Source organism: Salinigranum salinum (assembly GCF_009176545.1).
Taxonomy (GTDB): Archaea; Halobacteriota; Halobacteria; order Halobacteriales; family Haloferacaceae; genus Salinigranum; species Salinigranum salinum.
Genome location: NZ_VTOJ01000002.1, coordinates 1776659 through 1790771, shown reverse-complemented (window position 1 = coordinate 1790771; position 14113 = coordinate 1776659). Strand labels below are relative to the sequence as shown.

At 67.6% G+C, this 14113-nt stretch carries 13 protein-coding genes; 7 read left to right on the top strand and 6 right to left on the bottom strand.

Going from position 1 to position 14113, the window contains the following annotated elements; genetic code table 11:
* Nucleotides 1-78 precede the first annotated feature (78 nt).
* The 3 genes from FZP69_RS20045 to FZP69_RS20035 all read left to right on the top strand — a co-directional run bounded on the left by FZP69_RS20045 (nucleotide 79) and on the right by FZP69_RS20035 (nucleotide 5058).
* Nucleotides 79-1236: a hypothetical protein gene (locus FZP69_RS20045; RefSeq protein ID WP_152043126.1), complete on the top strand. Its 1158-nt coding sequence runs from the start codon at nucleotides 79-81 to the stop codon at nucleotides 1234-1236.
* A gap of 338 nt (nucleotides 1237-1574) precedes the next feature.
* A complete protein-coding gene (locus FZP69_RS20040; protein ID WP_152043125.1) occupies nucleotides 1575-2384 on the top strand; it encodes an IclR family transcriptional regulator in 810 nt (269 codons plus the stop codon).
* 1441 nt (nucleotides 2385-3825) lie between these two features.
* Nucleotides 3826-5058 carry an ABC transporter substrate-binding protein gene (locus FZP69_RS20035; protein WP_152043124.1) on the top strand — a complete coding sequence of 411 codons (1233 nt, stop codon included), beginning with the start codon at nucleotides 3826-3828 and terminating at the stop codon, nucleotides 5056-5058.
* A gap of 42 nt (nucleotides 5059-5100) precedes the next feature.
* Here the strand turns inward: FZP69_RS20035 and FZP69_RS20030 are convergent, their stop codons facing one another.
* Both FZP69_RS20030 and FZP69_RS20025 read right to left on the bottom strand, forming a co-directional pair.
* Nucleotides 5101-5559, bottom strand: coding sequence for a universal stress protein (locus FZP69_RS20030; protein WP_152043123.1), 459 nt, complete (start codon nucleotides 5557-5559; stop codon nucleotides 5101-5103).
* A 137-nt stretch (nucleotides 5560-5696) separates the two neighbouring features.
* Complete coding sequence (locus FZP69_RS20025; protein WP_152043122.1) at nucleotides 5697-6056, bottom strand: L-rhamnose mutarotase; 360 nt, start codon at nucleotides 6054-6056, stop codon at nucleotides 5697-5699.
* 112 nt (nucleotides 6057-6168) lie between these two features.
* On the opposite strand from FZP69_RS20025, the gene FZP69_RS20020 reads away from it, so the two are divergent.
* Nucleotides 6169-7233, top strand: coding sequence for a mannonate dehydratase (locus tag FZP69_RS20020; protein WP_192918666.1), 1065 nt, complete (start codon nucleotides 6169-6171; stop codon nucleotides 7231-7233).
* A 49-nt stretch (nucleotides 7234-7282) separates the two neighbouring features.
* On the opposite strand, the gene FZP69_RS20015 is transcribed toward FZP69_RS20020, so the two are convergent.
* Entirely contained in the window at nucleotides 7283-8182 is a 900-nt protein-coding gene (locus FZP69_RS20015; protein ID WP_152043121.1) for an SMP-30/gluconolactonase/LRE family protein, read from the bottom strand.
* Between the two features lie 189 nt (nucleotides 8183-8371).
* On the opposite strand from FZP69_RS20015, the gene FZP69_RS20010 reads away from it, so the two are divergent.
* A complete protein-coding gene (locus tag FZP69_RS20010; RefSeq protein ID WP_152043120.1) occupies nucleotides 8372-9160 on the top strand; it encodes an SDR family NAD(P)-dependent oxidoreductase in 789 nt (262 codons plus the stop codon).
* Nucleotides 9161-9285: 125 nt separating this feature from the next.
* Here the strand turns inward: FZP69_RS20010 and FZP69_RS20005 are convergent, their stop codons facing one another.
* The 3 genes from FZP69_RS20005 to FZP69_RS19995 are packed head-to-tail and all read right to left on the bottom strand — an operon-like array spanning nucleotide 9286 to nucleotide 12329.
* Nucleotides 9286-10128, bottom strand: coding sequence for an ATP-binding cassette domain-containing protein (locus tag FZP69_RS20005; protein ID WP_204960070.1), 843 nt, complete (start codon nucleotides 10126-10128; stop codon nucleotides 9286-9288).
* Nucleotides 10125-11141 carry an ABC transporter permease gene (locus FZP69_RS20000; protein ID WP_152043119.1) on the bottom strand — a complete coding sequence of 339 codons (1017 nt, stop codon included), beginning with the start codon at nucleotides 11139-11141 and terminating at the stop codon, nucleotides 10125-10127. The genes FZP69_RS20005 and FZP69_RS20000 overlap by 4 nt, the downstream gene beginning before the upstream one ends.
* 48 nt (nucleotides 11142-11189) lie before the next feature.
* Nucleotides 11190-12329 (bottom strand): substrate-binding domain-containing protein, encoded by a 1140-nt coding sequence (locus FZP69_RS19995; protein ID WP_192918665.1) that lies wholly within the window; start codon nucleotides 12327-12329, stop codon nucleotides 11190-11192.
* 198 nt (nucleotides 12330-12527) lie between these two features.
* Here FZP69_RS19995 and FZP69_RS19990 point away from each other — a divergent pair, with 198 nt between their 5' ends.
* Entirely contained in the window at nucleotides 12528-13307 is a 780-nt protein-coding gene (locus tag FZP69_RS19990) for an SDR family NAD(P)-dependent oxidoreductase (RefSeq protein WP_192918664.1), read from the top strand.
* Between the two features lie 127 nt (nucleotides 13308-13434).
* Nucleotides 13435-14112, top strand: coding sequence for a transaldolase family protein (locus FZP69_RS19985; protein WP_192918663.1), 678 nt, complete (start codon nucleotides 13435-13437; stop codon nucleotides 14110-14112).
* The last annotated feature ends 1 nt before the right edge of the window (nucleotide 14113 follow it).

Below are 14113 nucleotides of genomic sequence, written 5' to 3'. Positions count from 1 at the left end.
CTCAGCGGTTCGAACCGGGGACAGTCGTGTAAAACAAATGAAAAAAGAGGTAAAGCCACCGCTCGGGATAGCCCTCGCATGCAGTTCGCACTCTGGGCGTACGCGTGGGACCTCCTCGACGAGGGAGTGTCCGACGTCGTCGCACGGCTTCAGGAGCTGGGCATCACCGAACTGAACCTCGCGACGAACTACCACCACGTGCAGGCGTTCGCCCCTCACAACCCCGAACGGCGGACGTTCTTCGCGGAGGCGAGTTCGTACTTCCAGCCGGGCGAGGGGTACGGGACGCTCGAACCGATCCCCAACGAGACGATGGGCGACGCCGACTGGGTCGACGAGATCGCCGCCGAACTGGCAGGGACGGCGGTCTCGTTGAACTCGTGGACGGTCGGCGTCCACAACTCCCGGCTCGGCATGCGCCACCCCGAGACGACCATCGAGAACGCATTCGGCGACGACCTCGTGTTCGGTCTCTGTCCGTCGAACCCCGCGGTTCAGACGTACCTCCGGACGCTCGTGGCCGATCTCGCCGACCGGAACCAGTTCGAGCGGATCGAACTCGAAACGTTCGACTACTTCTACGGCACGGGGTTCGGCTGGCACCACGAGAAGTTCCACGCACGCCTCGGCACGCTCGGGGAGTTCCTGTTCGGTCTCTGTTTCTGCCCCGACTGTCGCGGACACGCCGCCGACCAGGGCGTCGACGTCGACCGCGCCCGCTCCGTGGTCCGCGAGACGGTCGACGGCATCGTCGCCGGCGACGTCCCACACGACGCGGCCGTCGGCGCGTGGCTCCGTGCCCATCCGGCGGTGAGCGGCTACGTCGACGCCCGCGAGGAGACGCTCTCCGCGCTCTACCGTGACCTCGATCGTGCGGCCGGGAGCGCGTCGCTCGGCTCGTACGTCGGACTGCTGTCGGTCGGGCAGACGTGGATGCAGGGGGTCGACCTGCACGCGCTCGCCGACAGCGTCGACTACTACACCGTCGCGGCCTACGAGTCCTCGCGTGAAGCCGCCGTGGACTGTCTTCACGAGGCCGACGCACTGACGCCCGAGATCCCGCTGCACGCGGGCGTTCTCCCGGCGCATCCCGTCGTGGAGGACGGCGACACGCTCGCGGCGATCGTCGACGGACTCGTCGACGCCGGCACCCCCCGCATCTCGTTTTACAACTACGGTCTCCTGCCCGAGCGGAACCTCGACTGGATCGCCGACGCGACGGAACCACACCGGTAGCGTCGGCCACGTCGGATGGCCCGGACTGGTGCGTCGGTGACGGACGCCGCCGATCCCCGGTCGACGCCGCCCCACCACCGGGACGGATCGACGGTCACCGTCCCGACGCTGTTTGCGAGTGTCAAAAAATGCGCATCAATATTGTGTGACAAATAGACGTTCAGTGCTCCGGTCACTATCGGAGCGGGTGAACACCGGCGAGCAACGGCCGACGTGGCGTTCTCACGCTGTCACGCCGCATGACTGTCACTCTCTCTCTCATCAAGCTGTGGCCAGTCGGAGCGTCGATTTGCGATCGTCAAATCTATCGGGATGGGACCACAACGTAGGCGTAACCGATGACACGGGACGACGACGGAAGGCGGATCAAATCGGTCGACCGGACCGTCGAGATCATGGAAGGGATTCACGCGCTCGGGGGAGCGACGGTCTCCGAGCTCGCCGAACGGACCGGTCTGTCGCCCGGCACCGTCCACACGCATCTGTCGACGCTCGACGACCGGGGGTTCGTCCGGAAGGTCGACGGCCGGTACGACCTCGGCTACCAGCTCATGGTGTTCGGTGAGTACGTCCGGAACCACTCGACGCTGTACCGTCACGGCCGCGAGGTCGTCGACGGACTCGCCGACGAGACCGGCGACGCCGTCCACCTCATCGTCGAGGACGACGGTCTGGAGGTCATCCTCTATGAGTCGTTCGGACAAGACGCCGTCGGGACGGAGTTTTACATTCAGAACCGCGAGTTCGCGACCCGCCACCTCCACTACTCGGCCGCCGGCAAGGCGATCCTCGCTCACCTGTCCCGCGAGCGGGTCGAGGAGATCGTCGAGCGGCACGGGCTCCCGGGGCGCACCGACAGGACCGTCGGCGACGTCGACGTCCTCTTCGAGGAGCTCGAACGGGTCCGCGACCGGGGGTTCGCGGTCAACGACGAGGAGGCCGTCCGCGGGCTCCACGCGGTCGGCGCGCCCGTGCTCGACCGATACAAGGAACCGATCGGGGCGATAAGTCTCTCGGCCCCGACCAGCAGACACCGGAACGACGCGTTCGCCGACGAGGCGGTCGAGCGCGTCATGGAGGCGGCCAACATCATCGAGGTGAACGTCCAGACGAGCGACATCGAACAGGATCGCTTCGAGTCGGAATGACCGGTCGCGACGCCACTGTCGTCTCTCGCGCCCGTCGGTATCCATTACAACAGTACAGCTGTAACTGGTAGGGCCGACCCCGTTCGCTCCTCCGTCGGAAGACGGTCTTCGCGATCTTCCGAATCCGACGAGACGGCGTGCACGCTCGCCGTTCGCGCGTTCGGTCACCGTCGTCGGGCGACACTGGTGGGAGTCGATGCACACCACCGCGAGCCTCTGCCGAAGACGTCGTCACCCGACGGTCGTGAGTTCGTCGTCTCCCTCGCGTTCGACCTCGTCCGGTCCCATCGAACGGGTGTTCGATACGGACCGCACCTGTGGAGACGAGCGTTTCGGCGTGGTCGAACAGGATCGGACCGGATCTGCGTGGGGGGACCGGAGCCACCGACGGTGCTCTCCGACCCAGCCGGTCCGGGGGGAGTGGACCGATCGGTGGGAGGGGAGACGGAGACGAACTGTCGACTCCCCCGCACGACGGCGGCAACCGCCGTGACCGACGGACAGCTGCGCGTCGTCCACCGTGTGACCGCTTCGACGTTCCCGGGGTCCCGGAGCCCACCTCCGACGAGAGTGACCCGCCGAGTGTGTCGGCCCGGTCGAAGCTCGGGACGGTGACTCGACGCCACGTCCCGGCTCCAGTGCTCGCGCCAGGGATCCGGCCACCGTCCTCGTCGAGGACTACCCACGGCCGAGGACGCGGTACCGGCGACGATCCGACCGCTCGCACGGCGCTCGTTACACCGAAACAGTCGTCCGAGCGGCGGCCCTGTCGTGTGTGTTGGTACCAGACAACAATATCGAACAGGCAAGACGATCGATCGATGGTACGTTTCTTCACATACTCGCTTTTCAGCCGTGCTCCGATCAGTTACGAACGTCATCGTCGTAGAAACCCACGAAACGTTCGAATCTGTTCCCCGATATCGCTCCACTCTCCCAGAGAGCCTCTCGATATCCGTCCGATATTATCGGACTTGCTCGTCCGAATTCAGCGTTCACGGGCGATCGACGCCGGAGTCGCGCGCTGTGTGTCGGCCGATCGGTCGATGTGTGCGATATAGTCGCACTCTCTGTTCTGACTCGACCTCGTCGAACCCCACGATCCGGCGGGAGTGCAGACGCGTCTCTCGGTCGTCGGCGTCGTGTCGGGGGATCGCGTCCCTGAAGCGAACTGGCTCGGGGGGAGTGAGCCAGCCGCTGGCACGGGTCTGGGGGGGGGGTTGACCGACTGACTGTCCCGCCACGACAGCACCTGCTGCTGCCTCCGACGGGCGACTGTGAGGACGGCCGTGTTTCTAATAAGCGTTCTGCCTCGGCTCACTGGCCGCCGTCGGAAGCCGGCTCGGCGGGTGCTCACGGGACGGGTACCGACACGACGTTCCCGCGGCTCACGGCACTGGGACGACAGCAGAGTTATCGGCTCGGCGTGCGCACACGGTCCATGCCAACGCTCCGATTCGTCGGCCGACCGTTCGAGGGGTTCGAGCGCGCGCTCCAGCGACAGATGGATTCGTTCACCGAAACCGTCGACCGTGACGTCACGTTCGAGCGGGACCACCGGCCGCTCCCGGAGATCCACGAGGAACTGGTGACGACGGGCGACATCGCCGACGACTACGACCTGTTCCTCTGCCTGAGCGACTGGCTCCCGGCGCTCGCCGACCGCCAGCTGCTCCAGCCGCTCGACGACCGACTCGCGGCGGACCCGCCCGAAGACTGGCCCGCGGGCTGGGCGGACTCGATGCGCGACCTCGTCAGCTACGGAGGGGCGACGTACGGCGTGCCCTACCACGACGGCCCCGAGATCTTCCACTACCGCGAAGACCTCTTCGAGAGCGTCGCCGAACAGCGCGCGTTCCGCGAGGCGTACGGTCGACCGCTCTCCGTCCCGCGAACCTGGGCGGAGTTCATCGAGGTCGCGACGTTCTTCACGCGACCCGACGAGGGACTGTGGGGGACGGTCGTCGCCGCGAAACCCGACGGCCACAACGACGTCTACGACTTCGCCATCCAGCTGTGGAGCCGCGGTGGTCGACTGCTCGACGACGACGGCCGCCCCGCGTTCGACAGCCCAGAGGGACGCGCCGCGCTCCAGTTCTACCACGATCTGATCCACGAACACCGGGTCGTCCCGCCCGAGGCCGTCGAGATGGAGAGCGTCGAGGCCGGGCAGTTCTACGCCGACGGGAAGGCGGCGATGATGTGGAACTGGTCGGGGTTCGGCGCGCTCGCCGAAGCGCCGGACTCGGCGGTGTTCGGCCACACCAACTACGGACTCATCCCGCGCGCGGACACGCCGGCGGGCGAGCACACCTCGCTCACCGTGCTGTACGGGCTGACGATTCCGGCGGGCACGGACCACGCCGACCTGGCGTACGACTTCGTTCGCCACGCGGCCTCGGCCGAGAACGACCGGATCACCACGCTCGAAGGGGCCTCGGGGACGCGCTTTTCGACGTGGCGCGACCCCGACATCCTCCGGACGAACCGGTTCTACTCGGTCGTCGAGGAGGTCAACACCGGGCCGGTCAACACCCTTCCGCAGGTTCCGGCGTACACCGACCTGAACGAGATCCTCGACGAGATGGTCGCGGCGGCGGTCGTCGACCGCTCGGCGTCGGTCGACGAGGCGATCGCGACCGCGTCGGAACGGGCCGAGGAACTGCTGGGGTGAGCCGCGCCGCGGTGTCTCCGTCTCCCGTCCGCGGCTGTCGGCCTACAGCCCCTCGCGCACGTACGTCACGGGACAGGGTGCGTTGAGCAGCACCTCCTGGCTGACGCTCCCGAAGACGGCCTTCCCGGCGGGCGAGCGCCGCCGTCCGGAGACGACGATCCGGTCGGCGTCGATCTCGCCGGCGAGCGAGAGGATGCCCTCGGCGACGTCGTCGACGATCCCCCGGCGTTCCCAGTCGACGCCAACCTCCTCGAACAGCTCCTCGAACCGTTTGACCGTGTCGTAGCGGTCGAGGATCTCGTCGACCATCGACGCGTCGGCGTCGGGGTAGTCCAGCATCGTGGCCGTCTCGCGGAACTCCTGGCCCGTGAACACGTGCGTCAGTACGACGGTCGCGCCGGTCGGGAGCGCAACCTGCGCGACGGTCTCGGCGAGCCGTTCGACGCTGTCCTCGTCGCGGGGGCCGACGGCGAGCAGGATGGTGTCGAAGTCGAGGTCCATGTCGTCCCGTCAGTTCGCCATCCCCGGACAAAAAGGGTGCTGTCCTGCCGTTGCGACGCGTTCTCACGCACACCCTCGGCGACGACAGCCGGAGCGGTCGTCGCCGGTGTGGTGCGACCGTTCGATCCGCTCGCCGCTCAGTCGTCGTCCGCGTCGGGCCTGAACTGCCACACCCGTTCCATGAAGGGGATCTGTTCGTCGGGGTCGGCGTCGACGTCGACCCCCTCGCGTTTGAACCCCGCGACGTACCGCTCCCACTCCTCGACGTCGGGATCGCCCGTGACCTCCTCGAGGTAGGCGTCGACGTCCTCGGCCTCGAGGATACACACCGCGATGTCGTCGCGGACGAACAGGTCGAACGCCGTCACGCCCCCGCGGGCCATCGCGTCCGTCACGCCCTCCGGGACGTCGTCGTGCGCCGCGACGTAGGCCTCGCGCTGGTCGGGATCGAGCCGCTGGACGTAAACGGCCCGCTCCGTCTCTCGATCGCTGGGCATGGTTCGGCGTCACGGCGGGCGCTATTGAGCGTTGTGGACCGCGGTCCGCCCCGTTGGGTCGGGACGTCGTTCCCCGGGAAATCCTTATACTGGTCAACGGAGTGGTGTACGCATGACACCGCCGACAGCCACGGCGAGCGACACCGACTCCGACCTCGACTTCGACGCCCTCCCGATGCGCGTCGGTCTCGGGCAGTTCATGGACCCCACCGACGAGAAGCTCCGGTTCATCAAACAGCTCGGCGTCGACGACGTCCTGCTCAACATGTACCGCTACTCGCCGGACTACCCCCACATGCCGGACAACGAGCGGATCCCGCTCGAGGGGGACGAGGAGTGGGCGTACGAGAACCTGGTCGAACTCCGCGAGCGGATCGAGGCGGCCGGTCTCCGGCTGAACGCCATCGAGAACATCCCCATCTCCTTCTACGACGAGATCATGCTCGGCGGGCCGGGACGCGAGGAGCAGATGGAACACGTCAAGACCACGATCCGGAACATCGGCCGCGCGGGCATCCCCATGTTCGGCTACCACTGGATGCCGAGCGGCGTCTGGCGGAACACAGACGTCACCGTCCGCGGCGGGGCCAGCGCCTCCGGCTTCGACGGCGACGCCGTCGACGAGGCGCTCACCCACGACCGCGAGTACACCGAGGACGAGCTGTGGGAGAACTACGAGTACTTCCTCCGGGAACTCCTGCCAGTCGCCGAGGACGCGGGCGTGAAGCTCTGTCTCCACCCCAACGACCCACCCGTGGAGTCGCTCGGGGGGATCCCCCAGCTGTTCCGGAACTTCGAGAACTTCAGGCGGGCGATGGAGCTCGTCCCCAGCCCGAACCACGGGCTGGAGTTCTGTCTGGGCTGCTGGTCGGAGATGGGCGAGGACCTCGAAGAGGTGGTCCGCTACTTCGGGGAGCGCGACGAACTGTTCTACGTCCACTTCCGCGACGTCGAGGGCACGGTCCCGCGGTTCAACGAGACGTTCGTCGACCAGGGCAACTACGACGCCTACGAGATCCTCGCGCTCCTCGACGAGGTCGGCTTCTCCGGCATGATCATCCCCGACCACGTCCCCCACGTTGAGGGTGACACCGACTGGGAGCACCGGGGACGCGCCCACGCGGTCGGCTACCTCAACGGGATGTTGACTGCGTTGAGACACGAACGGGGCGGATGAGCACGGTCGCGGTCGCACCGTGCGAACCGCGGTCGCCGCTCGGACCCGCTCAGACGTCGAGCGCGGATCGGAACTCCGCCCGCCCGCCGACGCCGAGGTCGACGCGGAAGAGGCTCCCGGCGGTCTCGCCCTCTTCGGGACGGCCGGGGCCGCCAGCGGTCGTCACGTAGGCGTCGCCGAAGTCGTCGCCGCCGAACGCGACCGAGGAGACCTTGCGCGGCTCGAACTCGACCGTCCGCTCCCGGGTGCCGTCGGGGGCGAAGCGGACGAGTACGTGCCCGTCCCAGAAGGCCGACCAGAGGTGATCCTCGGCGTCGACGGTCATCCCGTCGGGGAGTCCCGGGACGTCCTCCGGTTCGACGACCGTCTCGGGGTTCGAGATCTCACCCGTCGCCTCGTCGTAGTCGTATCGGTCGATCCGGCCGGGTTCGTCGGTGTAGAAGCCGGTGTCCGTGACGTACATCGACTCGCGGTCGGCCGAAAAGCCCATGCCGTTCGGGAGGTGGAGTTCGTCGATCACCCGCGTGAAGGTGCCGTCGGTGTCGAGCCGGTACAGCGCGCCCGTCAGTTCGGCGTCGGGGTCCGGCATCACCCCGCAAAACACTCTCCCCCGTGGGTCGGCGATGACGTCGTTGAACCGCTCGTGGAACCGATCCGGATCGGGGTCGATCACCCGTTCGGCCCGCCCGTCGGCGTAGCGGCTGACACCGCCGGCGTTCCCGAACAGGAGCAGCGAGCCGTCGCGCTGGAACGTGAAGCCGCCGATGCGGTCGTCGGGCGCGGCGTACACTCGCTCGTGCTCGTCGCGGGCGGGGTCGTACGCGTACAGGTGGCCCGGCGGGATGTCACACCAGTACAGCAGCTCCTCGTCGGGGTGCCACAGCGGGTTCTCGCCCGTCTCACAGGCGACGTCCGCCACGAGCGTCGGTGTCGGATCGGTCTGCGCCATACCGCGTGTGCTCGCCCGACACGAATAAAGAGCTACCGTCGGCGCGGCGGCTAAACTGCTCTCGACGCCCAGCGTGCCCCGAGAAGCGGGGCATCCGTCACCGACACCGCCGAGCCGCTGGGGAACTCGCCCTCGTGTCTCCGGGGGCACCCCCGGCACGGTTATGCTGGCGGCAGGCGACCCACCGTCATGCAGGCAGAGAGACACACGGGTCGGACGGTGATCGTGACCGGGGCGGCGAGCGGCATCGGCCGCGGCATCGCGCTCCGGTTCGGCGAGGAGGGCGCGAACGTCGTCGTCGCCGACCCCCGGCGGGAGCCGAAGCGGGGCGACCGGTACGACACCGAGGCGACGCGACCGACGGACGAGCTCGTGACCGCGGAGACGCCCGGTGACGCCACCTACGTCGAGACGGACGTTGCCGACCCCGAAAGCGTGGCCGCGATGGTCGAGACGACGGTCGACACCTACGGTGGAATCGACGTGCTCGTCAACAACGCCGGTATCCAGATCGTCGGCGACTCCCAGACGACGAGCGTCGACGACTGGCAGCGCTCGGTCGAGGTGGATCTCGGCGGGGCGTTCTACTGCGCGAAACACGCGATCCCGCACCTGAAGGAGTCGGCGGGCCAGCTGATCAACGTCGGCTCCGTCCGCGGGTTCGAGGGTGGCGGCGGCCCGCCGTACGCTGCCGCGAAGGGTGGGATCGTCAACCTGACGCGGGATCTGGCGAAAGAACTCGGCCCGGCGAACGTCCGGGTCAACTGTATCAACCCTGGGTACGTCGAGACCCCACTCCAGGACTACCTCACCGACGACGACGTCGCCGCCGCCGCGGACCACACGCTTCTCCCCCGGTTCGGGCTTCCCCGCGACGTGGGTGACATGGCCGTGTTCCTCGCGAGCGACGAAGCGTCGTTCGTCACCGGCGCGAACGTCCCGGTCGACGGCGGCTGGCTGGCACACCGCGGGATCTGAGACGCGCGCGCCGTCCGTTCGGGGTGACGGGTCGACGGAGTGGGTGACCGGTGGGCCGGGGCGACCGGGGCCGACCGTTCACCGAGCCGGTGAACACGAAGGCCAGTGAACGCCGGGGTGGGGGCTCAGTCGTCCGCGACCTCCGCGCCGGCCGTCCCGGTGGTCATCAGCTTGTTCAGCCGTTCGAGGTCGGTGTCCGCGGGGTCGTAGATGCCGACGAGCTCCCCCTGGTAGAGCACGCCGATCCGGTCGGCCATCTGGAGTACCGTCTCGATGTTGTGGCTGACGATGACGATGGTGTGGCCGGTGTCGCGGAGCCGCTGGAGCGTGTCGACGACGAGCCGGGTCGCGTCGACCGACAGCGCGCTGGTCGGCTCGTCGAGGATGATCACCTGCGGGTCGAACGCCAGCGCCCGCCCGACGGCGACGAGCTGTCGCTCACCGCCGGAGAAGAACTCGACCTCGGTCTGGACGTTGACGTCGCGTCCGAGCCGGTCGTGCATGATCTCCTCCGCTCGCTCGTAGGTCTCGTCCCAGTCGATGAACCGGAAGGGGCCGACCCCGTTGGTCGGGAACTGCCCCATGAAGATGTTCGAGGCGATGTCCAGGTCGTTCATCAGTGCGAGGTCCTGATACACCGTCTCGATCCCGCTCGCGCGGGCGTCGCTCGGGTTCGAGAACGAGACGGCTTCGCCGTCGACGTACACCGTCCCCGACGTCGGCGCGTGGACGCCGCTCATGACGTTCATCAGCGTCGACTTGCCGGCACCGTTGTCGCCGACGAGTGCGAAGATCTCGCTGTCCATGACGTCGAGCGTGACGTCGTCGACCGCGATGATCCGGCCGAACTGCTTGGTCACGTTCTCGACCCGGATCTTCACGTCGCGGTCGTCGTCGACCGCGGACGCGTCGACCCCCTCGCTCTCGGCGGTCGTGGCGGCGACCGGCCCGATCGACAGCGGGTTCACGACGCACCACTCGCGAGGATGCGAGCCCGGATCTTGGTCTGCGTGCTGTACAGCAGGATAGCGATGAGGAGCACGACACCGTTGATCATCTGGATCTGTGTCGCGCTGATGAGGTTCGCGTTGTCGAGCGCGGACTGGACAACCTCGATGAGCACCACGCCACCGAGGGCGCCGGTGATCTTGCCACGCCCGCCGAAGAGGCTGATCCCGCCGATGACCGCGCCGGCGAACGCCTGGAACACCAGCCCCTCACCGATGAGCGGCGGCACCACGCCCGTAAAGCCGGTCAGCATGAGGCCGGCGATGGCCGACAGCAGACCGCTGATCGTGTACACCGCGATGATCAGGCGGTCGGTGTTGATCCCGACCTCGCGGGCGGACTTGATGTCGCTCCCGACGGCGTACACCGACTGGCCGAACGACGTGTAGCGCATCATCAGACCGAACAGCAAGAACGCCACGACGAGGACGCCGATGGCGAAGTTGGGCGTCCCGCCCGGCTCGACGTAGCCGCCGGGGAGACCGGTCACGGGCTGGGTCTGGATCGCCGTCTTCGCGCCCTCGAAGATGATGAGGAAGGCGAGTGTCTGCAGGAAGGGGTTGAGGCCGACCTTCGCGATCATCAGGCCGTTGACCAGGCCGATCGTGCCGCCGACGGTGAGGATGATGACGAAGCCGAGGACCGGGCTCTGGAAGACGTTCCAGCAACTCGGACACGTCCCGAGGAGCATCCCGGTGAACATCGCTGAGAAGCCGGCGATCGAGCCGATCGAGAGGTCGAAGTGTCCCGACAGGAGACAGAGGCTCTCGGCGAGCACTAGCAGTCCGAGGGGGACGGCGGCCCAGAGCAGGAGCTGAATCCCCCGGAAGTTCCGGAGCGTCTGGGGCACGAACACGAGCACGCCGAGGACGACGATGGCCAGTATCGGCCAGATCATGTTGTCCAGCAGCGTCAGGACGATGTCGTCCGTGTCGTCGAACAGTCGATTTCGCAGTGAGGTTTCGGTTGCCATCTCTGATGAAGTGTCGAGTGAGTTGGTAGCAGCAGTCGGTAGACCGACTCAGCCCCAGACGTTGCCCCAGAGGAACGGCTGGTCGGCGTTCTCCTCGGTGATGAGGATGCTGTTCGTCCGGAACCACGGGTGGCCGTTCTGCTCTCGCATCTCGCCGGGGGCCCAGATGGGTTCGGACCAGAGTTCGACGCCCTTGTGCTGACCGGGCTCGATCGAGAAGTCCTCTGGCGTCACCGTCGACCCGACCTCGGGGATGACGCTCTCGTCCTGTCCCGATTCGACGTACTGCCGCATGTACTCCATCGCGATCGGGTTGTAGAAGTAGTTCGGCTGGTCGGCGGCGGCGTCGATGAGTCCTTCGCTCACCAGCGGGTTCACCTCCGGGCTACCGTCCATCTGCGTGAGGATGATGTGGTCCTCGTCGCTCTTCGGCACCGCCAGGTCGAGGTTCCGGAGCGCCTGGACGACGCCCAGCCCCATCGAGAGGTTCCCCGAGTAGATGCCGTCGGGCACCTCGTTGGCGTTGATCCACTCCTGCGACGTCGACTGGGCGACGTCACGGGCGTACTCGCCGTTGATCGTGTCGAGCACCGTCACCTTGTCCTGTTCGTTCATCACGTCGAGGAAGCCCTGACTCCGCTGATTGGCCGACTGGTTGCCCTGGATCCCGCGGACGTTCAGGACGCGCCACTCGTCCTGATCGCCGCGCTGTTCTTCGAGCGAGCTGAGCATCGCCTCCGCACACTGGGCACCGCCGTCGTAGTTACTGAACCCGACGTACATCGGAATCTCGCTGCTCGAGGTGTCGGCGTTCGTAGCGAAGACGGGGACGCCCGCCTCGATCGCCTCGTCGATGGCGCTCTCGGCGGCTCCCGTCGACCAGATGCCCGCGATGATGCCGTCGTACCCCTGATTGGTGAAGTCGCGGATGTCCTGAACCTGCTTCTGTGCGGACTGCTGGTTCGGGCGGACGTCGAGTTCGATCCCGAGGTCCTCCGCGTAGAACTCCGCCGCCTCGATGTAGGCCGTGATCCACGCCCCGCCGCGGACGTACGCGGTGAGCCCGACCTGTTCGAATGTGTTGTCGGAGCCGCCGCCGCCGAGGCCGCCGGTACAGCCCGCCAGTCCGACCGCGAGGCCGGTCGCACCGGTCGCTTTCAGGAACGAGCGCCTGTTAATTCGTGACATATGTTCAGGTGGTATTACGGCATCAGCATAAACGTTGCTGACTGTCGGCGTGGGCGATGGTCGTGCGGTCGTGCGGTTCGACCACACAGACGTTTCGGCGAGACGTGTGACGACGCAGCCTTGCCTGACCGCCCGTGTGACGGCAGCCGGACCGTGGCCGACCGCAACAGTCATTCGGCCGCCGCGGGAGTGGTGCGTATGTCTCTCAGCGGGGTGGTCGCCGTCGTCACCGGTGGCGCGAGCGGGATCGGGCGGGGGATCGCGACTCGGCTCGCCGCGGACGGCGCGAGCGTCGTCGTCGCGGACCTGCGTCGTGAGCCGAAACAGGGTGCGCGGTACGACACTGACGTCACGCGACCGACGGACGAACTCGTCGCCGACGACTACGGCGTCGACTCGCTGTTCGTCGAGACGGACACGAGCGACGAGACCGACGTCGAACGACTCGTCGAGCGGACGGTCGAGACGTTCGACGGGCTCGACGTGCTCGTCAACAACGCGGGCATCCAGATCCCCGGCACCACACAGGAGCTCACGTTCGAGCAGTGGAACCGCGTCCTCGGCGTCAACCTGGCGGGCTACTTCCTGACCGCGAAGTACGCGATGCCACACCTGCACGCCTCCGACCGCGGCCGCATCGTCAACGTCGCCAGCGTCAACGCCTACCGGGGTGGGAGCGGTCCGCCGTACGCCGCGAGCAAGGCCGGTGTCGTCGCGCTCACCCGCGAGCTGGCGATCGAGGCCGCCGCGAGCGACGCCACGGCCAACGCCGTCCTCCCCGGCGTGGTGAAGACGCCGATGCAGGACCTCAACGACGAGGCGACGATCGAACGCGAAGCGGAGCGGACGCTCCTCTCGCGGGTCGGCGAGCCGCGCGACGTCGCCGAGGCGGTCGCCTTCCTCGCCAGCGACGCCGCCGCGTGGATCACGGGCACGGACCTGGTCGTCGACGGCGGCTATCTGGCCGGCGGCCGGTGAGCTACGCTCGGTCGTGTCGTTTCCTGCCCGTCACTGTCGCCGTCGCCGTCACTGTCGCTGTCTCCATCTCCATCACCATCGACGTCGACGGTATACTTTCATGTGCCGCGCGACCGACACCCTGCGTATGCATCTGTACGTCGACACGGCGGATCTCGACCTCATCGAGACGTACGCGCGGTCCGGCGTCATCGACGGAGTGACGACGAACCCCTCGATCGTCGCCGAGACCGAGTACACCTACCACGAGGTCGTGGCGTCGATCGCCGAGCGGATCGACGGGCCGGTGTTCGCCCAGGTGATCGCGGACGACGTCTCGGGGATGGTCGAGCAGGGCCGGGCGTACGACGCGTGGGCCCCGGACGTGATCGTGAAGATCCCGGCGACGACCGCGGGGTACGAGGCGCTCGACCGACTCCGTGGCGAGGGGATCCGCGCGGGGGTCACGGTCCTCTTCTCGGTGTCGCAGGCGGTCCTCGCGGCGAAGAACGACGCGACGTTCGTCGCCCCGTACGTGGGCCGGCTGACCGACGCGGGCGAGGACGGCCTCCAGGTGACGCGGGACATCCAGGCCGCGTTCGACGCGTACGGCTTCGACACGGAGGTGCTGGCCGCCAGCGTCCGGAACACGCAGCAGGCCCGGGAGCTCTACCGCGCGGGCGTCGACGCGCTCACCCTCCCCCCGTCGGTGTTCGAGGCGAGCTTCGACCACCACAAGACCGACGAGGGGCTGGCCGGCTTCCGCGACGACTGGGGCGATCGCGGCGATCCGCTACGTGCGGACGCGAGCGAGGACCAGAGGTGAC